Consider the following 25,802-nt stretch of genomic DNA (forward strand, 5'->3'; position numbering starts at 1 on the left):
CAGAAGTGAATTGTCCGCACGGAAGCCATGAAACAATCACTCCAGCTACGCACCTCTCAACATCTTGCGCTGACTCCTCAGCTGCAGCAGTCGATCCGACTGCTGCAGCTTTCCACGCTTGAGTTGCATCAGGAACTGGAACAGATCCTGTCGGACAACCCGATGCTGGAACGGGTCGACGATCCGCTTGATAATTCAGTGCGGCTGCTGGCGGACGGCGCCATCAGCGGCACTGCGTCGACCATGGAGGCGCCGGCCGGCGACAGCGAGGTCAGCAGTTCGCCGACCGAGAGCGAAGCCAGTGCCGAAGCCCCGGCACCTGAAAGCAGCACCGACAACGCCGAAAGCGAATGGAGTTTCGACGACATCTCGCGCAGCGCGAAAACCTCGGACGATGAAGATGCCCGGCCGCAGCTGGAGGCGCATGAAACGACGCTGCGCGAACATCTGCTGCAGCAGATGCGCGAAGCCATGCACGACTTGCGCGACCGCGCGCTGGTCGAGCTGATGATCGATGCGCTGGACGATAACGGCTACCTGGAAGAGTCGCTGGAAGAAATCCTCGAGCGCCTGCCGGCCGAGCTGGAGATCGCCGTCGAAGAATTGTCGATGGCGCTGAAAATGGTGCAAAGCTTCGATCCGGCCGGCGTCGGCGCGCGCAACGCGCCGGAATGCCTGGCCTTGCAGATCAAGCGCTTTGTCAAAGTGCCATTCGTCACGCGCCGCCTGGCATTGGCGATTGTGCAAGATCACCTGGCGCTGTTTGCGCAGCGCGATTTCAATAAAATCAAGAAAGCCCTGGATTGCGACGACGAGGACCTGCGCGAAGCGCAAGCCGTCATCAAGCAGTGCAACCCCCACCCCGGCGCGCCGTTCGCCGCCAACGCTTCCGACTATGTGGTGCCGGACGTGATCGTCAGGCGCAGCAAGCAAGGCTGGCAGGTGATGCTGAACAATGACGTCATGCCAAGACTCAGGGTCAATGTCCTGTATGCCAACATCCTGAAGCAGAGCAAGGGCGATGGCGCACTCACTTCGCAGCTGCAGGAAGCCAAGTGGCTGATCAAGAATATGCGGCAGCGCTTCGACACCATTTTGCGCGTCGCACAAGCGATCGTCGAACGCCAGCGGAACTTCTTCTCCCATGGCGCGGTCGCCATGCGCCCGCTTGTGTTGCGCGAAATAGCTGATACACTGGGTCTACACGAGAGTACTATTTCACGTGTGACCACTCAGAAATACATGCTCACTCCCCACGGGATGTTTGAACTGAAGTATTTCTTCGGCAGCCATGTTGCTACTGAGGCAGGTGGAGAGGCTTCCTCAACAGCAATCAGGGCACTCATTAAGCAACTCATAGGAGCGGAAGATTCAAGAAACCCTTTCTCTGACAGCAAGATTGCCGATATGCTTGCGGAACAAGGTATGGTGGTAGCCCGCCGCACCGTCGCAAAATATCGCGAAGCACTAAAAATTCCGTCTGTTAATCTGCGCAAGGCCTTGTAGTTTTTTCTGGTTTGATTGTTAAGCTTACCCTTGCTATGTTCGGACATTACGGCTGTTTGTTATTTAGCGACTCTTGCCAGAACAGTCCCAGTCTCTTGTAGATTGTTCGCCTAAAGATTCAACGCAGTCTGTTCAGAACCGCCAGCAATATTCTTGATAGGAGCGCTGTATGAACTTCACCATCAGTGGGCATCACCTCGAGGTAACCCCTGCCATTCGCGAATATGTACAAAGCAAACTAGAGCGTATCAAACGCCACTTCGACCAGGTCATCGATATCAACGTGATCCTGAGCATCGACAAACTCACTGAAAAAGAAAAACGCCAGAAAGCGGACATCACGCTGCGCGTAAAGGGAAAAGATCTGCATGCCGAAAGCATTGCCCACGATCTTTATGCCGCCATTGATACACTGATCGACAAGCTCGATCGCCAGGTCATCAAGTATAAGGACAAGATGCAGGATCACCAGCACGATGCAATCAAGCATCTGCCGGAAGAACTCCCCGCCACGACCTGAACGGCCGCCAATCCGGGCGCTGCAGCTGACTAGCTGGCGCCGATAGAATGAACAAGGGCGCAGTTAATGCGCCCTTTGTTATTTTCAGACCGTTTTAGAAGTAAATCGTATTGTTATTTTTGCATCGCGCCTATTTGAGAGCGCCGAACACCTTGCCGATGATCGCGCTGCCGGCGCCGACCGGATCCTGGCGTATCGCTTTCTCTTCTTCACCGATGACGGTGTACAAGCCGTCCAGTGCACGTTGCGTGACATAGCCTTCCACCGTCGACTGCTGCGCCGGCACCATGCCGGTCTTGCCGACCTGCCCCATGATCGCGTTATATTGCGCCGACAAGCCGTTGCGGTCGGTCACGCCTTTGACGATGGGCAGGAATTTCTGGCCCAGCTGCGCCGATGTCTTTTGCTTGAAGAAATCGGTCACGGAGGTGTCGCCGCCGGTCAGGATATTCTTGGCATCGGTCACCGACATCGACTTGACCGCATTCAGCAGCAAAGGCTTGGCCATCGGCACAGCCGCTTCGGCAGCGTGGTTCATCGACACCACCAGATCGTCCAGCTTCTGGCCCTGGTCGGTCATGCGCAGGAGAGGCATGGCTTTATCGAGCACGCTGGGCAAGCCGATCTTGACCTTGTCGTTGTTCAGGAAACCATTTTCGACGCCTAGCTTGGCCACCGCCACATCCGCGCCTTTTTGCAGGGCGGCTTTGAGGCCGCTGCTGGCATCCTGGTTGCTGAGGTCGCCCAGCGACAGGGCAAGCGCCGCGGACGCTGTTGCCGCCAGGCTCAGTGTGATTGCTGTTTGAAATAGAGGCCGCATGATGATCCTTGAAGAAGTTAAATGGATAAGCCAAAGTCTAACCTAATTTATTGCAAACAAATCAAGAAAGAAAAATGTCTGCCGGGCAGCGCCTACAGATGCCCTTCATCCACCAGGAACAGGCGCCGGTGCTCGCGGATTGCATACCGGTCGGTCATGCCGGCGATATAGTCGGCAATCGCGCGCGCCTGCTGCTGTTCCGATTCCCGCTGATCGAGCTGATAGTCGGGCGGCAGCAAGGATGGCTCGGCGCTGAAGCAGGCATACAGCTCGGCGACGATGCGGCGGGCCTTGGCCGTCATGCGGTTAACCAGGTAGTGGCGATACAGGTTTTCGCGCAGGAAGCGTTTCAGCAAAGCAGCCTGCTGCGCCATGCCGTCGGAGAAGGTAATCAGCGGCGGCGCATTGCGGACATCGTCAACGGTCTGCAGCCTGGCATCCAGGATGCGCTGCTGCGAGGTCTGGATCAGGTCGGTGATCAAGGCATTGATCATGCGCCGGATGGTCTCGTTGATCGCCCTGCGCCCGCCCAGGCCCGGGAACAACTGCTCGACCTGGCGGCTGTGCTGCGCATAGAAATCGATCTGGTTCATCTGCTCCAGGGTCAGCAGGCCGGAGCGCAAGCCATCGTCGATATCGTGATTGTTGTAGGCGATCTCATCGGCCAGGTTGGCCACCTGCGCTTCCAGCGTCGGCTGCTTGCGCTGGATGAAACGCTGGCCGATATCGCCCAGTTTCCTGGCGTTGGCCAGCGAACAATGCTTGAGGATGCCCTCGCGCGTCTCGAACATCAGGTTCAAGCCGTCAAACGCGCCGTAGCGCTGCTCCAGCTTGTCGACCACCCGCAGGCTCTGCAGATTGTGTTCGAAGCCGCCATGGGCCTCCATGCAGTCATTCAAGGCATCCTGGCCGGCATGGCCGAACGGCGTATGGCCGAGATCGTGGGCCAGCGAGATGGCTTCCACCAGATCTTCGTTCAATTGCAGGCTGCGGGCGATCGAGCGGGCGATTTGCGCCACCTCGATGCTGTGTGTCAGGCGCGTGCGGAACAGGTCGCCTTCGTGGTTGACGAACACCTGGGTCTTGTATTCCAGCCGGCGGAAGGCGGTGCAATGGATGATGCGGTCGCGGTCGCGCTGGAATTCAGTGCGCGAACCGGGCGACTCCTCTTCAAACAAACGTCCTCGCGATTGCGCAGAATGTGCGGCATAGGGAGCGAGAGACGTTTCGTGGCTCATTGCGGCAGGTCTCCGGAGGCAAGCTGCTGAAGCGTCGCCAGCAGCGCCTCTTGCGGCGCGGTGGCGATCAGGTGGCTGCCGAGCGGTTTCATCAGGATGAACTTGATCTGGCCATCTTCGTTTTTCTTGTCGATCTGCATCAGCTCCAGCCAGCGCTGGGCGCCGAGGTTGGGCGCCTCGGTCGGCAGGCCGGCGGCGCGCACCAGCGCGCACACGCGTTCCTTGTCGATGGCTGTGACATGGCCAAGCCGATGCGACAAGTCAGCCGCCATCACCATGCCGCAGCCGACCGCTTCGCCGTGCAGCCACTTGCCGTAGCCGAGGCCCGACTCGATCGCGTGGCCGAAGGTATGGCCGAAATTCAGGATGGCGCGCAAGCCGCCTTCGCGTTCATCCTGTCGCACCACGTCGGCTTTCAGCTCGCAGGAACGGCGGATCGCGTAGGCCAGCGCAGCGTTATCGCGCGCCATCAGCTTATCGATATTGTTTTCTATCCATTTGAAAAATTCGGCGTCGATCACGGCGCCGTACTTGATCACCTCGGCGAGACCGGCGGACAACTCGCGCTCCGGCAAGGTATGCAAGGTCATGGTATCGGCGATCACCGCCTGCGGCTGGTAAAAGGCGCCGATCATGTTCTTGCCGAGCGGATGGTTGATGCCGGTCTTGCCGCCAACGGAGGAATCGACCTGCGCCAGCAAGGTGGTCGGAATCTGCACGAAGGGCACGCCGCGCATGTAGGCGGAAGCCGCAAAACCGGTGAGATCGCCGATCACGCCGCCGCCGAGGGCGATCAGGGTGGTCTTGCGGTCGCATTTTGCGCTCAGCAGGCGATCGAAGATCTGCATCAGGCTGGCCCAGTTCTTTTCTTCCTCGCCGTCCGGCAGCACGATTTCCAGCACGCTCTTGCCGGCGTCGCGCAGCGTCTGGCTGACGCGCTCGAGATACAGCGGCGCGACGACGGTGTTGGTCACAACGACCGCCTGCTTGCCGGCAATCAGGCGAGCGATGCGCTCGCGGTCAGCCAGCAGGGATGGCCCGATCTCGATCGGATAGCTGCGCTCGCCCAGTTCTACCTGGAGCGTGATGGCCGGCGCGGGCGCCGAAGGTGTGGACTGCTGGTTCATAAAAAGACTTGGTGATTGAAAAGGTAGATTGCTATTTTGGCCGGGATTGCCGTCGCCTGCTGGCGGCGCCTGTCCGGACTCTTGCACAAGGTCGTCAGCCTGCACATCGAGCTGGCTCAAAATGCTGTGTACCAGGAATTGTACGTTAGGTCGGCCGGTATCGATGACTATGTCGGCAACTTCACGGTAATACGGCTCGCGCTGGCGCGACAGCTCTTCCAGCCGGCGGCGCGGATCCGCGGTTTGCAGCAGGGGGCGGTTCTTGTCGCGGCTGGTGCGCTGGAGGATGTTGTGGATGCTGGCACGCAGGTAGATAACAGTGCCGCGGGTTTTCAGGTATTCGCGATTTTCGGCACGCATGATGGCGCCGCCGCCGGTCGCCAGCACGATGCCGCTGCGGGCGCTCAGGTCACGGATTACTTCGGTCTCGCGCTGACGGAAGCTCTCTTCCCCTTCGATTTCGAAAATCAAAGGAATCGAGACGCCGGTGCGTGCCTCGATTTCGTGGTCGGAATCAATGAAAAGCTTGTTGAGTTTTCTTGCCAGGGCGCGGCCAACCGTAGTCTTGCCCGCGCCCATCAGGCCTACCAGAAAGATATTGCCTGTGTACCTTACCATTTCACTGCTCGACCTTTTGCTCATGTGCGGACACCGGCATCAAGCCGGTGTCCCTGCGCAATTGGATCAGTGCGCAGCGATGCGGTCGATGACAACTTTCGGTGTCAGGAAAATCAATAATTCAGTTCGTTTGTTAGTAACTGCGGAGTTCTTGAAAAGATAACCCAGAACCGGAATATCTCCAAGTAGTGGTATTTTACTAACGGCATTGCTCACTGTTTGCGTATATATGCCGCCAATTACGACCGTTCCGCCATTTTCAACCTGGACCTGGGTCTGGACATGCTTGGTATTAATGGCTACGCCGCCAGGAACAATATCACCAACGCTATCGTTGGTGACATCCACCGTCAGTATAACGTTGCCGTCCGGCGTAATTTGCGGTGTAACTTCCAGCTTCAAGTTGGCTTTCTTGAATTCAACCGAAGTGGCGCCGCTGCTGGTAGCATTTTGATAAGGGATTTCGACCCCTTGCTCAATCAATGCTTTTTGCTGGTCAGCGGTAACTACACGCGGGCTGGAAATGATCTTTCCCTGGCCATCGGCTTCCAATGCCGACAATTCTAGGCTGATGAATTTCGATGCCGCGGAATTGAACAAGGTCAATGCAACTGAGCCTGCAGTGCCGGTCGCGGGAGCCGCAGGCAAATTCACCGAATTGCCGCTTGAGCCAGGAACGATGCCATTAATCGGAGCGACCTGGCTGCCGCCGGAATTCACATTGCGGCTGTTAAAGCCAAAACCAAGCTTGACGCCCAGATTGCGGCTGAAGCCGTCATTCGCTTCAACCATGCGCGCTTCGATCAAAACCTGCCTCGATGCGATATCCACTTTTTGCACCAGATTGCGGATGTTTTGCAATATCGTCGGCGTATCGGTCACGAACAACTGGTTGGTGCGCGGATCGATCACGGCGCTGCCGCGCGACGACAAAATGCTGTTTTTCTTACCGCCGCCACCGCCACCGCCGCCGCCGGCGTCGTCAATACCAAAGATCTTCTTGAAGGCATCGGCTTTTTGATAGTTCAACTGGAACGACTCGGTGCGCAACGGCTCCAGCTCGGCAATCTGCGAGCGCTGTTCGAGTTCCAGCTTCTCTTTCGTCAGCAGCTCGTCCTTCGGCGCGATCCAGATGACCGTGCCGTTCTTGCGCATGTCCAGGCCCTTGGCCTGCATCACGATATCCAAAGCCTGGTCCCAAGGTACGTCTTTCAGTCGCAGGGTGAGATTGCCGCCGACGGTATCGCTGGTAATGATATTCAAACCGGTAAAATCGGCAATCACTTGCAGCACCGAACGTACTTCGACGTTCTGGAAATTCAGGGACAGCTTGTCGCCGCGATAGCCCTGGGTGCCTTGCGCCAGCTTGTTCGGGTCTTCCTTGAGCGGCTTGACTTCAATCACCAGCTGGCTATCGCTTTGATAGGCGCTTTGCTCCCACAGCCCTTTCGGCTCGATGATCATGCGCACATTCTCACCCTGGGTCACAGTGCTGATAGTCTTGACCGGCGTGCCGAAATCGCCCACATCCAGCTTGCGGCGCAGGACATCGGGCAAGCTGGTCTTGAGGAAATCAACCACAATCGTCTGACCTTGCTGACGGACATCGACGCCGACCTGCGCGTTCGGCAAGTCGATCACAACCCGGCCTTCACCGGCAGTGCCGCGGCGGAAATCGATATCGCGCAGCGCAGGTTTGCCATTCAACAAAGGCGCGGCGGCGGCAGGCCCGGCGACGCTTGCCGTCCTGGCTGCCGGCTGCACCGGCATGCCGGCGGCATTCACCGGAGACGCCAGGCTGCCGGAACCGTCGATCGTGACGATCAGCGCATTGCCGTCCATCGCCGTGGCATAGGACAATGTCCGCTTCAGGTTGAACACCAGGCGCGAGCGGTCGTCAGCTTGCGCCAGCAAGACGTTGCGGACATCGCCCAGGCTGATGTCTTGCGAGGTCTTGCCGGTGGCGTTGCCGACGCCGACAAAGTCGAAGGCGATCCGTGCCGGGCTGAGGATGGAAAACGCCGTCGGCTGGCTGCTCAGCGGCCGCTTGAAACTGATCTTGACGATCACGTTGGCGCCTTGCTGGTTGGCGCTAATCGACGTGATGGCGTTGTCTTCGGCCGCCGTCGCTGCGGCGCTGAACCCGACCATGCAGATCAACGCTCCCAGCAGCAATGCCTTCTGTCGAATCCTGCTCAGCCGACTCACGCCCAGGCTAACTAATTTTTTTCCTGCTGCAATCATTTTGTGCTCTCCTGCAACGCTAACTTGGCTTCGCGCTCGACCCATTCGCCGGACGCATCTTGTACGATTTCTTTCAGATTTACTTCGGATTCAGTGATGCTGGTGACCATGCCGAAATTCTGCCCGATGTAGTTGCCCACCTTGGCTTGAAACACGGTTTTGTCGACTTGCAGCAAGACATAGCTCAATCCCACCTTCTGCAAGATCCCAACCATCTTGATGGTATCCAGAGGATAGTTTTCCAGCGTTTCACGGCGGCGGTCCATATTCGGCTTCAGGCCGTTTGACTTGCCCTGCAGCTTGGCCAGCGCCACCAGCAGCTTGTTAGGATTGTAGGGATCGATGCTGCTTGCGCCGCCATATACGAAGGGAATGAATTTCTTAGGTTCAGTCAGCTTCGGAATCCCCACCTTGGTGTGACTCTTGACGTCGGCCATCCAGTCCTTCAGTTCCTGCACGCCGCTATCGCCGCAACCTGACAATGTTGAGATGAATACGACAAAAAATGTCACTCGGGTCAGACGCCCAATGCGAAAAAACGTCATTTTTGACCTTTCTGTTTAGCTGAATCGGCGGCCTTGCGCTGCTCCGCCACCTCGTCCTTATCCAGATAACGGAAGGTCTTGGCAATCGCATCCAGGCTCAACGTACCGTCCTTGCCGGTCACCAGATTCATGTTGTTCAAGGTCACGATGCGCGGCAGGTTGGCGATATCGCTGGCGAATGAACCGACGTCATGGTAGTTGCCGGCAACCTTGATGTTGATCGGCAGTTCAGCGTAGTAATCTTTCACCACCACCTGGCCAGGCTTGAACAGCTCGAACTGCAAGCCGCGTCCCAGGCCAGCCTGGTTGATATCGGACAGCAGCGCATCCATTTCCGCCTTGCTCGGCAGTTGCTTCTCCAGGGTCGCCACGTATTCAGCCACTTGCAGTTTCTGTTTCTGCAAGGCTTCCAGGTTGATGGCTTGCTGGATCTTCGACTTGTATTGCTCTTTCAGCTGGACTTCCTGTTGCTCGCCGGCGTTGAGTGCGTCCTGCTGATCGCTCCAGTAAAAAAACCAGCCGACCACCAGCACCACCAGAAATACGCCCACGCCCGACAAAATGCGCGGCACGATCGGCCACTGGCCGGGGTGGCGGCCATTCAATCCGCGAAACTGCGCACTTAGCGAGGCGCTCAAATTATTCATATCCGTCATTGCGCGTCTCTCATTTCAAGGTTGCGGCTGGAGCGCCGGTGCCGGCCACCGCAGCAACTGCATTTTTCGGGGTCGCTGCGCCATCTTTCGCATCCTTGTCAGACGGCCGTTTGATCCCGACATTGACCGTAAACGCGAAGACATGCTTGCTGTCGCGCCCGCTTCCGCCAATATTTGTTGCCCGGATTTCAACCAGGTCAGGACGCTCCAGCCAGGCTGAGTTATTGCTCAAATTACGCAACAGCTCCGACACCCGTTCGTTCGACTGCGCATAGCCATTCAATGCCACCCGCTGGCCTTCCTGCTTGAGGGAGTTCAGATAAACCCCTTCCGGCACCTGCTTGACCAGTTCGTCCATCAGATAGACAGGCTGGTTGCGGTCGCTCTGCAAGTCTTCAACGGCTTGCTGGCGTGCCTTCAAGGCATCGATTTCCTGCTTAAGCGTGGCGACTTCCTTGATTTCACCGTCTAGCCGGGTGTTTTCGGCAGTGATGAAGCGGTTGCGTTCGGTCTGGTTAGCGATCTGGTTGGCGAAAAAAGCGCCGACCAGCAGCACCGTAATCAAGCCGATCACGGCGGACAGCGCCAGCAAGGCGAAATAAGCGTTCTTGCGCTGCTTACGCTTGGCTTCGCGGTGCGGTAATAAATTAATTTTGATCATCAGCCAAATCTCCGCATGGCCAGGCCGCAAGCAACCAGATAGGACGGCGCATCCATGCGCAATTGTTTTTCACGTACGTTAGGCCCCAGTTGCATGCCGGTAAACGGGCTCACCACCGAGGTGGAAATCTTGGCGCGCCCTGCCACCACCTCGACCAGGCCGGGGATAGTGGCGCAACCGCCAGCCAGGAACAGCTGGTCGAGCCGGGTATACGGTGTCGAAGTAAAGAAGAACTGGATCGCACGCGTGACTTCCAGCGCAGCGCTTTCCAGGAAGGGATTGAGGACTTCCTGCTCGTAACCCTCAGGCAGGTCGCCATTGCGTTTCTTGGTATCAGCCTCCTCGTACGACAGGCCGTAAGCGCGCACGATGTCCTGGGTCAGCTGATTGCCGCCAAACGGCTGTTCACGCTCGTAGATCAGCTGGCCGTCCAGCAGCGCCGAGACATGCGTGGTCTGGGTGCCGATCTGGAACAGGCCGACGATCTGGCCCTGTCCGGCTTTCGGCAACTGCCCGATGATACGGTTGATGGCCGCGCGCGCCGCATACGATTCGATATCCATCACGGTCGGCTTGAGGCCTGCGGCTTCCGCCACCGCTACCCGATCCTCGACCTTTTCCTTGCGGGTCGCCGCCAGCAGGACTTCGACATCGTCCGGCGAATGCTGGGCCGGCCCGATCACGTCGAAATCGAGACTGACTTCGTCCAGTGCAAACGGAATATATTGGCTCGCCTCGGATTCAACCTGCATCTCCAGCTCTTCTTCCAGCATGCCGCTGGCTAGAATGATTTTCTTGGTGATGACAGATGCCGGCGGCATGCCCAGGGCTACCAGCTTGGTGCTGGAGCCGCTTTTCTTCCACAGCCGGCGGATGACTTCCGTGACTTGCTCGATATTTTCAATATTGCCATCCACCACCGCTCCCCGCGGCAGTGGTTCAGAGGCGTAGCGGTCAAGACGCAGTTGATCCTTGCCGGTTTCCGACAATTCGACCAATCTGACACCTGACGTGCTGATATCGATCCCCACCAGCGGCGGGTTCTTTTTACCGATCAGCGATCCTAGATCTAATGCCAAGAGCATTTCTCCCGAGTATGTATTATTTGGGGAACATTCTGCCTGCAAGGCGGTCGCATTAGCGGAATACCGTCTCGAAGTTAGGAAAAACCTGTAAAACAGGGCTTACAGCAATGTTAAATTTTATAAGGTGAAATCGTAGCAATAAGAGGGCACTGCTGTAAAGAAATTTTCCTGAGGGCAATTGTTTAACTGTTACGGAATATTGCTTCACAGCGACTCCATTCATACTATTTTGGTTTTGTCCGACAATTTCTGTCTGAATTTCGCAACGTAATTTGCGCTCAAGCAAGAACGCATGATGCAGAGCAAGTTTTGAGCCATGGGCGTGTTGTCACTCTCGCCAGCGGATGAATTGACTCAGCACAACTTGACATTCCCTTATCAGACGCATGCGCTGTGCCGCTATAATGCGTGGCATCATCTTTCATAAAAACGCATCGCATGACGCCTCCAGATACAGCCAGCGACACCCCTCAAAATCCTCCTGCGCGCCGCCGCATGCCGCTCGTGCTGCGCCTGGTGCTTGGTGTTTTCGGGCTGATTGCCGGCCTGGTCGCGATCGGCTGCCTGACTTTTTTCCTGATGCTGGCGATGGCCTATCCGAATCTGCCGGAACTGGATTCGCTGACTGATTACAAACCCAAGATTCCATTGCGTATTTTTTCAGCGGACGGCGTGCTGATCGGCGAATTCGGAGAAGAACGGCGCAGCCTGGTGCACATCAACGAAATTCCGGACGTCATGAAGAAGGCCGTGCTGGCGATCGAGGACGACCGCTTCTACCAGCATGGCGGCGTCGATTACCAGGGCATCCTGCGCGCCAGCTTTTCCAACATGACTGGCGGCGGCGGCGGCGCCAGCACCATCACCCAGCAGGTCGCCCGGAATTTTTTCCTGACCAGCAACGAGCCGACCTTCTTCCAGAAGGCCTCGCGCAAATTCCTGTATGAAATTCCGCTGGCCTGGAAAATTGAACGCAACCTGACCAAAGACCAGATCCTCGAGGTGTACATGAACCAGATTTATCTGGGGCAGCGCGCCTACGGCTTCGCCTCGGCGGCGCAAATCTATTTCGGCAAGCGGCTGCAGGACATCACCACCGCCGAGGCGGCGATGCTGGCCGGCCTGCCCAAGGCGCCGTCGGCCAACAATCCGGTTGTCAATCCGAAGCGGGCAACGGTGCGCCAGCAATACATCCTGCTGCGCATGCTGCAGCTCGGCTACATCACGGAAGCACAGTACGAACAGGCCAAGAACGAAACCCTGCATATCAAGACCGGCGCCAGCGAATTCGGCATCCATGCCGAATTCGTGTCGGAAATGGCGCGCCAGCTGGTCTATGAGCAGTTCAAGGAAAACACCTACACGCGCGGCCTCAACGTCTTCACCACCATCACCAAGGCCGACCAGGATGCGGCCTATATCGCCCTGCGGCGTGGCGTCATGGATTACGAGAAGCGGCGCGGCTATCGCGGCCCCGAGGGTTTCATGGAAATCCCGGACACCACCAAGGAAGCCGCCGAAGATGCGATCGAAGTGGAACTGGCCGACCATCCGGACAGCGATGAAATCGTCGCCGCCGTGGTGCTGGAGGCAACACCCAAGCTGGTGCGCGCGGTGCTGTCTTCCGGCCAGGAAATCAGCATCAGCGGCGCCGGCCTCAGCATCGCCACCAACCTGCTGAGCGACAAGGCGCCGCCGCAGCGCAAGGTCAAGCGCGGCGCCATTATCCGCGTCATGCTGGAAGGGAAAAACTGGAGCATCACCCAGATGCCTGCGGTGGAATCGGCCTTCATCGCCGCCGACACCAAGGATGGCGCCATCCGCGCCCTGATCGGCGGCTTCGATTTCAACCGCAACAAATTCAATCACGTGACCCAGGCCTGGCGCCAGCCGGGATCGTCCTTCAAGCCCTTCATCTATTCAGCCTCGCTGGAAAAAGGCCTGTCGCCGGCCACCGTCATCAACGACGCGCCGCTGACCTATGGCGGCGGCCAGACCGGCGGCCAGATCTGGCAACCCAAGAACTACGGCAACAAGTATGAAGGGCCGATGAGCATGCGCAAGGCCCTGACCAAGTCGAAAAACGTGGTCTCGGTACGCATTCTTGACAAGATCGGTGCCAAGTATGGGCAGGAGTATGTGACGCGTTTTGGCTTTGATGCTGACAAAAATCCGCCATACCTGACCCTGGCCCTGGGTGCCGGCGCGGTGACGCCGCTGCAAATGGTCGGCGGCTACGCCGTCTTTGCCAACGGCGGCTACAAAGTCAGCCCTTATATCATCAGCAAGATCACTGACGCCAACGGCAATGTGTTGTCGCAAGTGCACCCCGACACTGCCGGCAACGAAGCCAATCGCATCATCGATCCGCGCAATGCCTATCTGATGGACAGCATGATGCGCGACGTGGTCCGCTACGGTACCGCCGCCAAGGCGATGTCGCTCAACCGCACCGACCTGGCCGGCAAGACCGGCACCACCAATGACTCGCTGGATGCCTGGTTTGCCGGTTACCAGCCGTCGCTGGTAGCAGTCGGCTGGATGGGCTACGACCAGCCGCGCAGCCTGGGCGACAAGGAAACCGGCGGCGGCCTGGCGCTGCCGATCTGGATCAGTTTCATGCAGCAGGCCTTGAAAGGCGTACCGACGGAAGACCGCGTAGTGCCGGATGGCCTGATCCATTCCGGCGGCGAATACTATTACGCGGAATACCCGCCGGGAGTCGCCACCCAAAATCTGGGCGGCGGCACCACCGCGCCGACGGAAGAAGAAAAAGCCCGGGACGAGGTCAAGAACGAGTTGTTCTGACAGAAAGCGTCAGGCGGGCGCGATTGCCCGCCTTGGCAGCTTTAATTTGAATACAGGTCCAGCAAGCGCCGGGTGTAGATCTCTATATTCTCCGGCGAGCTGGCATCCAGCGCGCGCAACAAGGTCTGCGCATTGCGCCGGTAATCCTCCAGCTGCGCATCATGCGTGGCAAACGCCCGCAATACTGCCTGCCCGCCTTGGTAGGAATCGAATTCCGGATAGTAATAGCCGTAATCCTTGATGAATTCCGAGTTGTGGATCAGCGGATAGCCGCCGTACAGGGCTTCGTAGTACAGGTAATTCTGGCCGTTTTCCCAATGATGGGAAATGATGCAGTCGCCAAAATTGGCCATGAATTCATACACCGCAAAGCGTCCTTCAAATGAAGCCAGGCCATGGTTAACCACATCCAGCGAGCGGGCGAAATGCGAAAACTTGAGATGTTCTTTCAGGTGCAAGGTATTGCAAACCCGCAGATATTCCAGGAAGCCCGGTTGCGCGCGGTACGCTTCCTCGCAGGCCAGCATCGGCAGCAGCGAGGTTTTCACCATGCAGACATTCGGCTCGAAACTGCAGACCCGCCAGCGCGGCTTGCCCGGCTGGTAGCCATAGCTGAGATGCGCCGGCAGTGTGGCGATGCCCTTGGCGAAAAACAGCGGCGTCCACAGATGCGGCACGATATGCACCGGCGCACGCGCCATCAGGCCGAAATAATCCTTGCAGCTGCGCTCGTACTCCGGCAGGGTCCACACGGCGTCGTAGGGCTTGTCGCTGCACAGGCCGCCGTGCGGCTTGTTGAACATGGCGCGCTCGATATCGATCACATAGTCGTTGCCGACCCGCATCCAGGCGTAACGGCCGCCGCGCTCGCGGAACTGGCGCACCCACTCTTCGCTCAGCTGGGCGCTCATTTCCACAACCACATCCAGGGTATTCATGGCCTCTTCCAGGCCGATCATCGCTATCCCCAGGTCGCCCAGCATCATGGCGTCGCTGACCTGTTCGGTGGAGCCATCCAGCACCAGCACCGCCTGCTCGACCGCGGGCGACTGATTGAATAGCTGCACCAGGAAGGCGCAGTTCTGGAAAATCCCGTTTTCCCATATCGATTGCTGCCCCGATCGCACATACAGGGTGACGCCTACGCGTAGTTTACGTTGCGGAAGAGGAGCGCTCATGGCTTGCCCTCCACGCTGAATTGAAGTCTTTTCACAAATGCATCCACGTTATCAGGGTGTGCGGGGTCGAGCTTGCGCAGATAGGCTGCGCCGGCTTTCTTATAGTCGTCCCAGAATTCCGGCTCCTGGCGCCAGGCGTCTAGCATGGCCTGGCCGCCGATGCTGGCTTCGAAATGCGGATAGTAGATGCCGATGCCGTCGGCCGCCAGATACTCCGAATTGTGGATCAGCGGATAGCCGCCGTACAAGGCGTCGTAGTAGAGATAATTCAAGCCGCATTCCCACTGGTGCGACACCACCGCATTCATCTTGTGCTGCGCCATGCATTCGACAAACGCCACGCGCGGCTCGTAAGAAGCCTTGTGGTCGCGGGTCAGGTCGAGATTGATGGCGAAGCGGTTAAAAGTTGGATGCTCTTTCATCTGCACCGTATTCATCACCATCATCATGCTCACCGAGCGCTGGTCCAGGCGGTAGGCCTGTTCGCATACCAGCATCGGAATGAAACCGCTTTTGACGACGGAAATATTCGGCTCGAAAATAGCCGCGCGCCAGCCCGGCCGGTCGGCGCCGCTGCTGGGCTGATAGCCGAACTGATGGCCATCCTTTTCAACTGCGTCGATCTGCTTCTGGATAAACAGCGGCGACCAGATGTGCGGCACCGCAATCACCGGCACCCGCGACACCGTGCGCAGCAGCGGTCCGCTGGCCTTCATGTGATGCGGCAGGGTCCAGATTTCATGCCACGGCGTACCGTTGAAAATCTGGCCGCTGGGACCGTCGAACATCGGCGCCTCGGCATTGTCGGCATAAGTATGGCCGACGAAAAACGTGATGATCTTGACGCCCAGGGCACGCACATGGTGCAGCCATGGCAGCGGCAGCTGCGCGCCCATCTCGATGACCACGTCCAGCTCGTGGGTGACATCGGCTGGCCTCACCAGCGGAGCGTTAAGACCTTCCAGTCCCATATCCGCCGGCATGTGGTCAAGGTCGCCGCCGTTCAGCAGGAACACCTTGCCGACCTGTGGACTCTGCTGCAGCAGCATCACCAGGAACGCCAGGTTCTGATTGAGGCCATTCGACCAGAGCTGCGCTCCCTGGACGACGAAGACGGAAACGCCTACATTGATTTTTTTCATGGATGGGGAAAAATTAAGAACCGTTTCAGATCACGCGATCGGCTGTTCAAGCAATGCTGTCAACAGCCGTTCATATTCTGCTGTCACCTCAGGGCAGCCCGGCAGGTAACGTCCAAGCAGCTGCCGCTGGCGCGCCTGATACTCCTGCCAGCCCTGGTCGTGCGCAGTCAACACGTCGAGCAGCTGGCGGCAGCCGTTCTGCACGCTGTTGCCCTCATAGTAGTAGCCGAGATCGCTGCACATGTAAGCGTTATGCACCAGCGGATAACCTTGCCAGCAAACGTCGAAGTAAAAATAATTCAGGGCGTTTTCGATCTGGTGGGAAATCACCACATCGGTCATCTCGCTCAGGAATTGCGGGGTGTCGTAACGCCCAAGGAACACCGCCTTGTGCTGGCGCACGATATCCAGCTGGTTCATCACCGCGATGAATTCCTTGCTTTCGCGCGCCAGCCGCTCGGCATTGGTTACCTGCAGGATCTCGATATCTTGCGGCCGCTGCCGATAGGCTTCTTCCGCGATGAAAGCCGGATACATGCAGAATTTCACGATATCGTTATTCGGCTCCATCACGGTTAAGCGCTTGGCGCCGGCGGCACGCGGGCGGTATTCGCCGTGGTTTTCAAATCCCTGGCTGCGCTGGTCGACGAAGATCGGATCCCAGACGAACGGCGCCACCTGCGCCGGCCGGCGGCGCAAAGTTTCGAAGTAGGACTGGCTGTTGGTGGCGACCTGCGGCACCATCCAGATGGCATCGTAGCGCTGGTTGACGAACAGGTCGTAGCCCCATAGCGGCCGGTTGAACAGGATCGATTGCATCACGTGCACGTATTCGAAACCGCAACAGTAAGATATCAGGCGGCATCCTTGCGTCTTCAGGTAAGCAGTCTGGTCGGCGCTGACCTGACCGCCGAGTTCAATCAGCACATCCAGGTTATCCTTGGCCTGCTCGAAGGCCACCGTCGGCCAGCGCGCCTGGTCCCAAGGCAAGGCCGCAGTGATGGCGATCGCCGTCGTGTTCACCAGGTGCACCGAGGTCACGCTGGGGCAATGCTTTAATGCTTCGGCCAGATACACGGCATTCTGCTTGATGCCGTTGTTCCACAGGGATTCGTTTTCCTGGTGCAAGCCGATGGTGATGCCGATCCGCACAGTGCGAGGTGAATGGTTCATAGCGTTGATTCAAATAAAAAATCGTACGAAGTAAGCAAGGGCGTCACTCAGGGGCGTCACTTACGCGCCGGCACCGACATTTTTGTCTGCTCGGTCCAGTTGTACTGCACGTAGCGCCGGATGATCAGGCAGCCCGGCGGCGAATCCACCAGCGATACAGAACCGCCTGGTTCGGTAGGCGACACATACACCGTGAAGGTCGGCAGCAATGGCGTGGCGCTGTACCCTTTCAGTTCTGTCTCGGCAATGCTCTTGCATGAGTAGGGCGCAATCGAAATACGTTCGGCAGAGACAGAACAGGCACCGCCATCCTGCGGTACCGCCGTGATCGACACTGCCGCCGAAGCACCGGCATATTCGATGCCGGTAAGCGAAAAGAACGGCCCCTTGTCAGGATGGGCGCGATCCCAGTCGACCAGCACATCATGGGCGCCGGTGCCTGTGATGGCCAATGCCGACAGGCGGTTGATCGCCGGCTGGCACTGTTTGACGCCGACGCTGCGGGCGGCTTCCGCCAGCAGGTTTTTCGGTCCGGCGGCAGCGGCCTTGTTGCCCGGCAGGTCGGCGCGCATTTGCCCATGTGCGGCTGGCGTCATCCCCAGAACGATGCAAAGCAACGCCAGCCAGGGCTGCCGGCATACGGTGTTTAAACGTGTTGAATTACTTAATCTGCTTGTTGCAAAAATATCTGGTGCATGCGTCATCAGCTAAATCCATTTGTAATGAGTCGGGCGCCGAATCCGGCATCCGAAGTGACAGGCGCGGCGGTCTCCGGCTCGACAGCGGGCTTGGCATCAGGAACAGCCGGCACCGCAGGGTCGCTGGCGGGATCGGCAACCGGGGTTGCCGGCGCTTCCATGGCCGGCTGCTCTGGCGCCGGCACGGTTGCCGCCGGTACTACCACAGGCCCAAGGTCAGGAGCGCCAGCGGCAGGCGCCGGTTCAACGACTGCCGCCGCGGGGGCTGCCGGCTCAGGCAACACCTGCGGCACGGCTGGCTGTTCTGGTATCGGTGCAATTGCCGCCGGCACCGCTGCAGGCTCGACGTCAGGCGCGCCGGGCGGAGGCACCGGTTCCGTGGCGGGGGCCGCAGGGGCTGCCGGTGCCGGCAATATCGGCGGCATGGGCGGCTCCATGGCAGGCAGCACAGGCGCCGGCGCCGGTGTTATAGCAGCTGGCTCGACCGCCGGAGTGGAAATTGCCGGCATCGGCTGTACCGGCGTTGCGGCCGAATCTGCCGCCGGGGCGGCCGGCGCAACAGGAGTCGGCGGCGGTGTTGCAGGAGTGCCGGCCTTGGCGGCCGCGGCAGCTTGCTCACGCGTCGTCATGGCGACCACGGCCTTCTCGCACTCCTCTTCGCTGTCGCACGGGATGATGAAGGTTTTCCCTTCCCACCAGCCGCGCAACACGTAGGTGCCGTTTTCAGTTCTCCTGCCTTTGCCGTCGCGCAGCATCTCCTGGTATTGCGGGTGCGCCGGCGGAAACGTCATGATCCCGTAGCCCAGCTGGCGGCCGCGATGCCATTCTCCGTTATAAGTTGAGCCGTCGGCGAAACTGGCCTTGCCTTCGCCCTCCGGCAGGGACTCAATGAACATGCCGTCAAAACGGTTGCCCGGTTCTTCAACGCCGGTCGTATGGCCGCGCAGCTTTCCCCGCACCATGGTGCCGGTCAGTTCCGCCACCTGCTTGGTGTTGTTCAGCCAGCGCACGGTTCCCGGACCTTGCGCCAGATCGTTTTCGCAAGGCCCGCTCCAGCGCACCGTGATCTCGCCGCCAATCGGTTCCGGGCTCCATACCTTGCATCCATTGCTGGTGTCGGCGGCCCAGTGCCTGGTGGCTTCAGGCTGGACACCATTTATCCGCTCGCCCTGGCTGGCGGCGCCAGCTACGGCGGGCGGAGTGGCTGCCTGCGCCGGTCCGATCGCGGCCAGCCATACGCCCGTCAAAAAGACAACAGCCGCCCCTTGCTTCATGAAAGACGGCGATCGATGAACGCCCGTCCCGCCGCAGGCAAAGCTACAATCGCTTGGTTGTTGCGAATCCCGGGTTATTGTCGTGTTCATAGGTGGCTATCGATAGTTGAGCAGCGTTAAACAACTCTCCTTGACCCAGTTCTTCCAGCCCCTGAGCAAGCCATGGCACAGCCGGCAAACGAGCGTAACAAAACAACATGGTATTGTCCGTATCTTACGACAAATGCCCCCTGAGAAATCCCTTGCCCGGCCCCGCCGGCAAGAAAAAATTTACAGCACTATCGGCACCCCTCCCTGGGAGCTGATCATAGTCGACAATGCGGCAAAAAACTCAGAACCGTCGCGCGTATTGAGCCAGACGCCGCCTTTCTGCCTGTAGTGGAAACCGCCGGATTTGGCGGCTATCCACATTTCTTGCATCGGCGCCTGGCTGTTGACGATAATCTTGCTGCCATTATCGATAAATTCGATCTCCAACACATTGCCGCTGCGTTTGCACTCTACATCGAGGTCAGTATCGTCGGCGGCCCGCTCCAGCGCCATTTCGATCTTGCCTAGAGCCGACTCTGCCGCCGCCAGGAATTCTGATTCTGTCATGCTACACTCCAATCCGTTTCGTTAAACTGTGATTCTAATCCGTGAAGCCCATTTTCGATTTGTCGCGTACTACCATGATGGCGCTGATCGCCATTCCGCTTACCTTGACGGCATGCGGCCAAAAAGGCCCGCTGTTCATGCCGGCAGCGCTGCCGCCGCCGATCGTCAGAACGGCGCCGGCACAACCAAACGTTACTCCAAAGACAACTCCTGCGCCTGACGCTCCTGCACCGCAGGAAACGCCGGATACGCCAACCGCGCCGGCCGCCAAATAAACAGTCTCCATGTCGTATTTTTCATATAAAAATGACATCCTGCACGCTGAAAACGTCGCCCTGGACGCTATTGCGCAGCAATTTGGCTCCCCGACCTATGTCTACTCCAAGGCTGCGCTGACGGCGAATTTCTCCGCCTACGCGGATGCCTGCAGACAGCATAGCCCGGCGCCGGACAGCAGCCTGATCTGCTATTCAGTGAAATCCAACTCCAACCTGGCGGTGCTGCAGCTGCTGAGTCGCCTCGGTTCCGGTTTCGATATCGTCTCGGGTGGCGAATTATTGCGCGTAATTGCGGCTGGCGGTGATCCTCGCAAAGTAATTTTCTCCGGCGTCGGCAAGTCGCGCGAAGAAATGCGCCTGGCGCTGTCGCATGACATCCTGTGTTTCAACGTCGAGTCGATTCCGGAACTGCACCGCCTGAATGAAGCGGCAGCGGCCATGGGCAAGCGCGCCGCCATTTCGCTGCGCGTCAATCCCAACGTCGATGCCAAGACCCATCCCTACATTTCCACCGGCCTCAAGGAAAACAAGTTCGGCGTGGCCTACGAGGACGCGCTCGCCTGCTACCGTACTGCCGCCGTCCTGCCGCATATCGAAGTGGCCGGGATCGACTGCCATATCGGCTCGCAGCTGCTGGACGATGCACCGTTGCTGGAAGCGCTCGACAAGCTGATCGACCTGGTCGACCAACTGGCCAGCGAAGGCATCCACCTGCATCACCTGGATATCGGCGGCGGCATAGGCATCACTTACGACGATGAAAAGCCGGTCGCCATCGGCAGCTATCTGGGGCGCCTGTTTGCCCGCATCGATGCCTGGCGCCAGGACAAATACCAGGGCGCGCCGATCAAGGTGCTGTTTGAGCCGGGCCGCTCGATTGTCGGCAACGCCGGCATCCTGCTGACCGAAATCCAGTACCTGAAGCATTCCGAGGCCAAGAATTTCGCCATCGTCGACGCCGCCATGAACGACCTGATGCGGCCGGCCATGTACGAAGCCTGGCACGGCGTGCAGACCGTGGCCCGGCGCAACAGCGCGGAGCAGGTGTATGACGTGGTCGGGCCGGTATGCGAATCGGGCGACTGGCTGGCGCGCTCGCGGCCGCTGGCGGTTGAAGCCGGCGACTTGCTGGCGCTGATGTCGGCCGGCGCCTACGGCATGACCATGTCCTCCAACTACAATACGCGCGGCCGTGCGGCGGAAGTGATGGTCGACGGCGAGCAAGTGCATCTGATACGGCAGCGCGAAAATCCGGCCGATCTGTTTGCGCTGGAATCGTTGCTGGCCTGACCGTGCGTACCGCCAACGACGGGACGGCGTTGCGCAGGCTGGCGCTTGCCGTCATCGCCTCCTGCTTTCTGCTGCCGCCGGCCCACGCCAACCATCCGCTGGTGACCGACGACACCAATACCCAGGACAAGGGCCACCAGCAGCTTGAGCTGAACACCGACTGGCTGCGCCAGAACGACGTGCACACGCATGTCGCCAACTTTACCTACAGCTATGGCTTGCTGAAAAACCTCGACATCTATGTCAATCCACCGGCAACGCTGTCGCAGCCGTCGGGCATCAATGACATTGCCGTGGGGGTGAAATGGCGGCTGCTGGAGCGCGGCGACTTCAGCCTTGGGGTAAAGCCGGAAATAACGTTTCCAAGCGGCGATCCCAACCGTGGCCTGGGGCGCGGCGCCGCCAGCATGTCGCTGACGCTGATCAGCAGCTATCAAAGCGGCGACTGGGCTTTCAGCGGCAACCTGGCCGCGTATTACAACCGCTTTCGCCTGGCCAGCGACCAGCAGGCCAACCGCACCATGCAGTGGCGCTTGTCAGGCTATGCCTTATATGAACTCAATCCCAAGTGGAGCCTGGTGCTCGATGGCGGCATCCTCAGCAATACCGAACGCGCCAGCGATACCAGCGGCGACCAGCATGCAAGCAGCAATCCAGGCTATATCCTGACCGGGACCGTGTATTCGCCGACGCCGAATCTCGACCTCGACCTGGGACTGAAATTCGGCATCGGCTGCGGCCCTTGCGCGGCCCAGACCCATCGTCAGGTTGGCGTCGGCGTTACCTGGCGTTTCTGAACCGCCGCTGGCGATTTGGCGGCGCCGGCGCTGCGATTGCGCCAGGCAAAATACACACGCACCAGCAGCAGCGCGGCGACGATAGCGCCGAACAGGATCGGCTTTTCAAAATTGTGCTTGCCGGCGCGCATCCACCAGAAATGCAGGATCCCCAGCATCGCAATCGCATACAGGCTGCGATGCAGCCACTGCCAGCGCTTGCCGCCGAGGCGGCGGATCATGCCGTTGGTGCTGGTCAGCGCCAGCGGCAGCAGCAGCACGAAGGCGATGAAGCCGACCGTGATGAACGGCCGCTTGACGACATCCTTGAGCATCTCGCCAAGGTCGAAGAAATGATCGAACCAGAGGAAGGTCGTGAAGTGCAGGCTGGCGTAGAAAAAGGCAAACAAACCCAGCATGCGGCGCAGCTTGATCAGCCAGTTCCAGCCGCTGAAGCGCCGCAATGGCGTCACCGCCAGCGTGATGCAAAGAAAATAGAGCGTCCAGTCGCCGCTGCTGCGGGTGATGAATTCGATCGGATTGGCGCCTAGCCCGCCGGTGAAGCCGGACACCAGCAAGCGCAGCGCGGGCAGCAAAGCCAGCACGAACAGCAAGGCCTTGATGAATGTGAATTGCCTGGGAGCGGGATTGAACATAAGCAGCGTCCCGGCCTTAAAAGTACTTCTTCAGGTCCATGCCCGAATACAGCGAAGCGACCTCGTTATAGCCGTTGAACATCAGCGTCTTGCGCTTCTTCGCGAAGAAACCGTCTTCGCCGATGCGGCGCTCGGAGGCTTGCGACCAGCGCGGATGATCGACGTCCGGATTCACGTTCGAATAAAATCCATACTCGCGCGCCGCGGCGATATTCCATGCGGTCCTCGGCTGGTCTTTGAGGAAGCGGATCTTGACGATGGACTTGGCCGACTTGAAACCGTATTTCCACGGCAGCGCCATGCGTACCGGCGCCCCGCTCTGGTTCGGCAAGACCTGGCCGTACATGCCGAAGGTGAGCAAGGCCAGCGGATGCATGGCTTCATCCATGCGCAAACCTTCCACATAGGGCCACTCCAGCACAGGAGCACGCAAACCCGGCATCTGGCGGTTATCGGCCAGCGTCGTGAATTCAACATATCTGGCGTTGGCGGTCGGCTCGACTTTCCTGATCAACGCCGACAGGGAATAACCGATCCATGGGATCACCATCGACCAGCCTTCGACGCAACGCAGCCGGTAGACGCGCTCTTCCAGCGGCGCCAGCTTCAGCAGGCTGTCGATATCCAGCGTCAACGGCTTCTTGACCTCGCCTTCTATCGCGATCGTCCAGGGCCGTATTTTCAGGCTGCCGGCGTTTTGGGCCGGATCGGATTTGTCGGTGCCGAATTCGTAGAAATTATTGTAGGTGGTGGCATCTTTGTAAGACGTTGCCTTGTCCATGACGACATACGCCGGATTCGGTTTCGCCGCCAGCTTCTGGCCGTCGCCGGTCTGCGCCCAGGCTTCGCCGCCGCTCAACTGCAGCAGCGACCCCGCGCCGGCGGCGCCTACGGCAATCTGCTTGATAAAGCTGCGGCGCGATTCGAATATTTCCCGCGGCGTGATTTCGGAAGCAAACGGCAGGTCGATTCCATTGGGGCGGCGATATAGCGGCATGTGATGCTCCTGCAAGGTAAAGATTTAGCTTAGTCAGATAAGTTGACGATTCCTTACAGAGGCGCAGGAAAAACGCTTATCCGGTAATTTGGATGTGGTCGTGCAGCTCCGCCAGCCGGGAAATGATTGTCGCCTGCCGGGGCAGTTGCGCTTCCACCTGCTCCGGCTGCAAGGCGAATACCTGCATGCCGGCAGCAACGCCGGCTTGCACGCCCGGCAGGCTATCTTCGACTACGGCACAGCGGGAAGGGTCGACACCCATGATCCTGGCGGCATGCAGGAACAAGTCCGGCGCCGGCTTCCAGGAGCCGACCTCGTATGCGCTGAAGATACGGCCTTCGAAATAAGACCACAGGCCGGTGACGCTGAGCGACACCTTGATCTGGTGCAAAGGACCGTTGGAGGCCATGCAGAACGGCACTTTCAGCGATTGCACCAGTTCCAGCGCGCCTTCGATCGGCTGCAGGCGCTGGTGCAGCACCGGAGCGATGCGATCGCGCAAGACCATGGTGAAATCGGCCGGCAGGGAACGGCCGAACATCTGTTCCAGCTCGGCCACGCAATCGGCCATGCGGCCGCCCTTGAAGCGCGCCAGCGCCACCTCGGCCGACAGCTGCATGCCGAGTTCGGCCAGATAGTCCACCATCACATCGGTTGCCACAGTTTCACTGTCGACCAGGGTGCCGTCGCAATCGAAAATCACCAGCTCTACCGGCGCATTGCTTGAATCTGTTGCTGGCTTCGTCATCCGATCACAGCTCTCCGTAAGAATGCAGTCCGGACAGGAACATGTTCACGCCGAGGAAAGCAAAAGTGGTCACCAGCAGACCGATCAGCGCCCACCAGGCTGCAATGTGGCCGCGCAGCCCCTTCATCAGGCGCATGTGCAGCCAGGCGGCGTAATTCAGCCAGACGATCAGCGCCCAGGTTTCTTTCGGATCCCAGGACCAGTAGCCGCCCCATGCTTCCGCCGCCCACAGGGCGCCGAGGATGGTGGCGATGGTGAAGAAGGTGAAGCCGACAGCAATCGCCTTGTACATGACATCGTCGAGCACTTCCAGCGCCGGCAGGCGGTCTACCAGGTAGCCATGCGATTTCAGCAGGTAAGCCACCGCCACCATCGCCGACAGCGCGAAAGTGCCGTAGCCGATGAAATTGGCCGGCACATGGATTTTCATCCACCAGCTTTGCAGCGCCGGCACCAGCGGCTGGATCTCCGCCGCATCGCGCGACACCATGTACCATAGCAGGAAGCCGACGGCGGCCGAGATCACCAGCAAGACAAAGGCGCCCAGCTGGCGGGTGCGGTAATGCTGTTCGTAGTAGAGGTAGAACAGGGCCGTGATCAGGCTGAACAGGATGAACACTTCGTACAGGTTGGAAATCGGGATGTGGCCGATATCGGCGCCGATCAGGTAAGACTCATACCAGCGCACCAGCATGCCGGTAAAGCCCATCACCACCGCCGCCCAGCACAGCTTGGAGCCGATCGACGCGCCGAAGTCGGAACGCGTGACCAGGCCGCCCCAGAAGAACAGGGTCGAGAGGAAAAACAGGGTGCTCATCCACAGGATCGCCGATTGGCTGGAGAGCATGTATTTGAGGAAGAACTTCTGGTTGGCCATGTCGAGCACGCCGCCGTACATGGCGATGGCCGACAGCGCCAGCACCGCCAGCAGGGTCATCAGCCAGCGCACCGATTTCCAGTGCCAGCCGAGCCAGGAAAAAGTCGGGCCGGCCAGCAGCAGCACGCCCTTCTCGTAGTAATCCATATGGCTGCCGTAGCGGTTCAGGGCGAACAGCGAGGCAGCCACCAGCGCGACGGCAAACAGCCAGTCGACCACAGACAGGCGCTTGAAAAAGCTGCCAGGCGGGGAATAAGTTTGCGTCAGTTCCATCATTTTCTCCATATCGT

General features: G+C 59.0%; 24 protein-coding genes. 6 read left to right on the forward strand and 18 right to left on the reverse strand.

Translation table 11 applies throughout. The features are described from left to right. Nucleotides 1-27: 27 nt before the first annotated feature. Nucleotides 28-1,506: an RNA polymerase factor sigma-54 gene (locus KHU30_RS12385; protein ID WP_211442951.1), complete on the forward strand. Its 1,479-nt coding sequence runs from the start codon at nt 28-30 to the stop codon at nt 1,504-1,506. Between the two features lie 169 nt (nt 1,507-1,675). After that, nucleotides 1,676-2,026, forward strand: a complete 351-nt coding sequence (gene hpf / locus KHU30_RS12390; protein WP_211442952.1) for a ribosome hibernation-promoting factor, HPF/YfiA family — start codon at nt 1,676-1,678, stop codon at nt 2,024-2,026. A 130-nt stretch (nt 2,027-2,156) separates the two neighbouring features. On the opposite strand, the gene KHU30_RS12395 is transcribed toward hpf, so the two are convergent. The 8 genes from KHU30_RS12395 to KHU30_RS12430 all read right to left on the reverse strand — a co-directional run bounded on the left by KHU30_RS12395 (nt 2,157) and on the right by KHU30_RS12430 (nt 11,014). Beyond that, on the reverse strand, nt 2,157-2,846 hold the full coding sequence (locus tag KHU30_RS12395; protein WP_211442953.1) for a DUF4197 domain-containing protein: 690 nt from the start codon (nt 2,844-2,846) through the stop codon (nt 2,157-2,159). Nucleotides 2,847-2,938: 92 nt separating this feature from the next. Next, nucleotides 2,939-4,084 (reverse strand): deoxyguanosinetriphosphate triphosphohydrolase, encoded by a 1,146-nt coding sequence (locus tag KHU30_RS12400; protein WP_211442954.1) that lies wholly within the window; start codon nt 4,082-4,084, stop codon nt 2,939-2,941. Next, nucleotides 4,081-5,829 carry a bifunctional shikimate kinase/3-dehydroquinate synthase AroKB gene (gene aroKB, locus KHU30_RS12405; RefSeq protein WP_211442955.1) on the reverse strand — a complete coding sequence of 583 codons (1,749 nt, stop codon included), beginning with the start codon at nt 5,827-5,829 and terminating at the stop codon, nt 4,081-4,083. Before aroKB ends, KHU30_RS12400 begins: the two co-directional genes overlap by 4 nt. A 66-nt stretch (nt 5,830-5,895) precedes the next feature. Continuing rightward, nucleotides 5,896-8,073, reverse strand: coding sequence for a type IV pilus secretin PilQ (locus tag KHU30_RS12410; protein ID WP_230427353.1), 2,178 nt, complete (start codon nt 8,071-8,073; stop codon nt 5,896-5,898). After that, complete coding sequence (locus KHU30_RS12415; RefSeq protein WP_211442957.1) at nt 8,070-8,618, reverse strand: pilus assembly protein PilP; 549 nt, start codon at nt 8,616-8,618, stop codon at nt 8,070-8,072. The genes KHU30_RS12410 and KHU30_RS12415 overlap by 4 nt, the downstream gene beginning before the upstream one ends. Next, nucleotides 8,615-9,274 carry a type IV pilus inner membrane component PilO gene (locus KHU30_RS12420; RefSeq protein WP_211442958.1) on the reverse strand — a complete coding sequence of 220 codons (660 nt, stop codon included), beginning with the start codon at nt 9,272-9,274 and terminating at the stop codon, nt 8,615-8,617. Before KHU30_RS12420 ends, KHU30_RS12415 begins: the two co-directional genes overlap by 4 nt. Nucleotides 9,275-9,284: 10 nt before the next feature. Then, on the reverse strand, nt 9,285-9,935 hold the full coding sequence (locus KHU30_RS12425) for a PilN domain-containing protein (protein ID WP_211442959.1): 651 nt from the start codon (nt 9,933-9,935) through the stop codon (nt 9,285-9,287). Further along, nucleotides 9,935-11,014 carry a pilus assembly protein PilM gene (locus KHU30_RS12430; RefSeq protein WP_230411577.1) on the reverse strand — a complete coding sequence of 360 codons (1,080 nt, stop codon included), beginning with the start codon at nt 11,012-11,014 and terminating at the stop codon, nt 9,935-9,937. The genes KHU30_RS12425 and KHU30_RS12430 overlap by 1 nt, the downstream gene beginning before the upstream one ends. A 444-nt stretch (nt 11,015-11,458) precedes the next feature. Between KHU30_RS12430 and KHU30_RS12435 the strand changes: the two genes are divergently transcribed. Next, nucleotides 11,459-13,828, forward strand: a complete 2,370-nt coding sequence (locus KHU30_RS12435; RefSeq protein WP_407928067.1) for a penicillin-binding protein 1A — start codon at nt 11,459-11,461, stop codon at nt 13,826-13,828. A 41-nt stretch (nt 13,829-13,869) separates the two neighbouring features. On the opposite strand, the gene KHU30_RS12440 is transcribed toward KHU30_RS12435, so the two are convergent. From KHU30_RS12440 to cyaY, 6 genes are all read right to left on the reverse strand, one after another. Next, complete coding sequence (locus KHU30_RS12440; RefSeq protein ID WP_211442960.1) at nt 13,870-15,006, reverse strand: DUF2827 domain-containing protein; 1,137 nt, start codon at nt 15,004-15,006, stop codon at nt 13,870-13,872. Then, nucleotides 15,003-16,148 carry a DUF2827 domain-containing protein gene (locus tag KHU30_RS12445; protein ID WP_211442961.1) on the reverse strand — a complete coding sequence of 382 codons (1,146 nt, stop codon included), beginning with the start codon at nt 16,146-16,148 and terminating at the stop codon, nt 15,003-15,005. The genes KHU30_RS12440 and KHU30_RS12445 overlap by 4 nt, the downstream gene beginning before the upstream one ends. Nucleotides 16,149-16,178: 30 nt before the next feature. Continuing rightward, on the reverse strand, nt 16,179-17,321 hold the full coding sequence (locus KHU30_RS12450) for a DUF2827 domain-containing protein (RefSeq protein ID WP_211442962.1): 1,143 nt from the start codon (nt 17,319-17,321) through the stop codon (nt 16,179-16,181). A gap of 56 nt (nt 17,322-17,377) precedes the next feature. After that, on the reverse strand, nt 17,378-17,917 hold the full coding sequence (locus KHU30_RS12455; protein WP_230411576.1) for a hypothetical protein: 540 nt from the start codon (nt 17,915-17,917) through the stop codon (nt 17,378-17,380). A gap of 107 nt (nt 17,918-18,024) precedes the next feature. Then, nucleotides 18,025-19,293 carry an MORN repeat-containing protein gene (locus tag KHU30_RS25390; protein WP_211442964.1) on the reverse strand — a complete coding sequence of 423 codons (1,269 nt, stop codon included), beginning with the start codon at nt 19,291-19,293 and terminating at the stop codon, nt 18,025-18,027. A gap of 270 nt (nt 19,294-19,563) precedes the next feature. Continuing rightward, nucleotides 19,564-19,890 (reverse strand): iron donor protein CyaY, encoded by a 327-nt coding sequence (gene cyaY / locus KHU30_RS12465; protein WP_211442965.1) that lies wholly within the window; start codon nt 19,888-19,890, stop codon nt 19,564-19,566. Nucleotides 19,891-19,931: 41 nt separating this feature from the next. On the opposite strand from cyaY, the gene lptM reads away from it, so the two are divergent. The 3 genes from lptM to KHU30_RS12480 are packed head-to-tail and all read left to right on the forward strand — an operon-like array spanning nt 19,932 to nt 22,255. Continuing rightward, nucleotides 19,932-20,165 (forward strand): LPS translocon maturation chaperone LptM, encoded by a 234-nt coding sequence (gene lptM / locus KHU30_RS12470; RefSeq protein ID WP_329956675.1) that lies wholly within the window; start codon nt 19,932-19,934, stop codon nt 20,163-20,165. A 9-nt stretch (nt 20,166-20,174) separates the two neighbouring features. After that, the gene (gene lysA, locus KHU30_RS12475; protein ID WP_211442966.1) at nt 20,175-21,458 is read left to right on the forward strand and encodes a diaminopimelate decarboxylase; all 1,284 of its coding nucleotides are present in this window, start codon (nt 20,175-20,177) and stop codon (nt 21,456-21,458) included. A 2-nt stretch (nt 21,459-21,460) separates the two neighbouring features. Next, nucleotides 21,461-22,255, forward strand: coding sequence for a transporter (locus KHU30_RS12480; protein ID WP_329956676.1), 795 nt, complete (start codon nt 21,461-21,463; stop codon nt 22,253-22,255). On the opposite strand, the gene KHU30_RS12485 is transcribed toward KHU30_RS12480, so the two are convergent. The 4 genes from KHU30_RS12485 to ccsB all read right to left on the reverse strand — a co-directional run bounded on the left by KHU30_RS12485 (nt 22,222) and on the right by ccsB (nt 25,785). Beyond that, a complete protein-coding gene (locus tag KHU30_RS12485; RefSeq protein ID WP_211442967.1) occupies nt 22,222-22,890 on the reverse strand; it encodes a protein-methionine-sulfoxide reductase heme-binding subunit MsrQ in 669 nt (222 codons plus the stop codon). The genes KHU30_RS12480 and KHU30_RS12485 overlap by 34 nt on opposite strands. Nucleotides 22,891-22,906: 16 nt before the next feature. Further along, a complete protein-coding gene (gene msrP, locus KHU30_RS12490) occupies nt 22,907-23,887 on the reverse strand; it encodes a protein-methionine-sulfoxide reductase catalytic subunit MsrP (RefSeq protein WP_211442968.1) in 981 nt (326 codons plus the stop codon). 76 nt (nt 23,888-23,963) lie between these two features. After that, nucleotides 23,964-24,635 (reverse strand): HAD family hydrolase, encoded by a 672-nt coding sequence (locus tag KHU30_RS12495; protein WP_211442969.1) that lies wholly within the window; start codon nt 24,633-24,635, stop codon nt 23,964-23,966. Nucleotides 24,636-24,639: 4 nt separating this feature from the next. After that, complete coding sequence (gene ccsB, locus KHU30_RS12500) at nt 24,640-25,785, reverse strand: c-type cytochrome biogenesis protein CcsB (protein ID WP_211443242.1); 1,146 nt, start codon at nt 25,783-25,785, stop codon at nt 24,640-24,642. Nucleotides 25,786-25,802 lie beyond the last annotated feature (17 nt).

Origin of the sequence: Collimonas humicola (genome assembly GCF_018304945.1) — a bacterium.
Classification (GTDB): domain Bacteria; phylum Pseudomonadota; class Gammaproteobacteria; order Burkholderiales; family Burkholderiaceae_D; genus Collimonas; species Collimonas humicola.

Excerpts from the sequence above, each read along its gene's own strand:
- aroKB (WP_211442955.1), bottom strand. The coding sequence starts at position 5,829 with ATGGTAAGGTACACAGGCAATATCTTTCTGGTAGGCCTGATGGGCGCG.
- KHU30_RS12425 (WP_211442959.1), bottom strand. The coding sequence starts at position 9,935 with ATGATCAAAATTAATTTATTACCGCACCGCGAAGCCAAGCGTAAGCAG.
- KHU30_RS12400 (WP_211442954.1), bottom strand. The coding sequence starts at position 4,084 with ATGAGCCACGAAACGTCTCTCGCTCCCTATGCCGCACATTCTGCGCAA.
- ccsB (WP_211443242.1), bottom strand. The coding sequence starts at position 25,785 with ATGGAACTGACGCAAACTTATTCCCCGCCTGGCAGCTTTTTCAAGCGC.
- KHU30_RS12485 (WP_211442967.1), bottom strand. The coding sequence starts at position 22,890 with ATGTTCAATCCCGCTCCCAGGCAATTCACATTCATCAAGGCCTTGCTG.
- KHU30_RS12455 (WP_230411576.1), bottom strand. The coding sequence starts at position 17,917 with ATGACGCCAGCCGCACATGGGCAAATGCGCGCCGACCTGCCGGGCAAC.
- KHU30_RS12420 (WP_211442958.1), bottom strand. The coding sequence starts at position 9,274 with ATGACGGATATGAATAATTTGAGCGCCTCGCTAAGTGCGCAGTTTCGC.
- msrP (WP_211442968.1), bottom strand. The coding sequence starts at position 23,887 with ATGCCGCTATATCGCCGCCCCAATGGAATCGACCTGCCGTTTGCTTCC.
- hpf (WP_211442952.1), top strand. The coding sequence starts at position 1,676 with ATGAACTTCACCATCAGTGGGCATCACCTCGAGGTAACCCCTGCCATT.
- KHU30_RS12435 (WP_407928067.1), top strand. The coding sequence starts at position 11,459 with ATGACGCCTCCAGATACAGCCAGCGACACCCCTCAAAATCCTCCTGCG.
- lysA (WP_211442966.1), top strand. The coding sequence starts at position 20,175 with ATGTCGTATTTTTCATATAAAAATGACATCCTGCACGCTGAAAACGTC.
- cyaY (WP_211442965.1), bottom strand. The coding sequence starts at position 19,890 with ATGACAGAATCAGAATTCCTGGCGGCGGCAGAGTCGGCTCTAGGCAAG.
- KHU30_RS12410 (WP_230427353.1), bottom strand. The coding sequence starts at position 8,073 with ATGATTGCAGCAGGAAAAAAATTAGTTAGCCTGGGCGTGAGTCGGCTG.
- KHU30_RS12495 (WP_211442969.1), bottom strand. The coding sequence starts at position 24,635 with ATGACGAAGCCAGCAACAGATTCAAGCAATGCGCCGGTAGAGCTGGTG.
- KHU30_RS12395 (WP_211442953.1), bottom strand. The coding sequence starts at position 2,846 with ATGCGGCCTCTATTTCAAACAGCAATCACACTGAGCCTGGCGGCAACA.
- KHU30_RS12415 (WP_211442957.1), bottom strand. The coding sequence starts at position 8,618 with ATGACGTTTTTTCGCATTGGGCGTCTGACCCGAGTGACATTTTTTGTC.
- KHU30_RS12385 (WP_211442951.1), top strand. The coding sequence starts at position 28 with ATGAAACAATCACTCCAGCTACGCACCTCTCAACATCTTGCGCTGACT.
- KHU30_RS12450 (WP_211442962.1), bottom strand. The coding sequence starts at position 17,321 with ATGAACCATTCACCTCGCACTGTGCGGATCGGCATCACCATCGGCTTG.
- KHU30_RS12445 (WP_211442961.1), bottom strand. The coding sequence starts at position 16,148 with ATGAAAAAAATCAATGTAGGCGTTTCCGTCTTCGTCGTCCAGGGAGCG.
- KHU30_RS12440 (WP_211442960.1), bottom strand. The coding sequence starts at position 15,006 with ATGAGCGCTCCTCTTCCGCAACGTAAACTACGCGTAGGCGTCACCCTG.
- KHU30_RS25390 (WP_211442964.1), bottom strand. The coding sequence starts at position 19,293 with ATGAAGCAAGGGGCGGCTGTTGTCTTTTTGACGGGCGTATGGCTGGCC.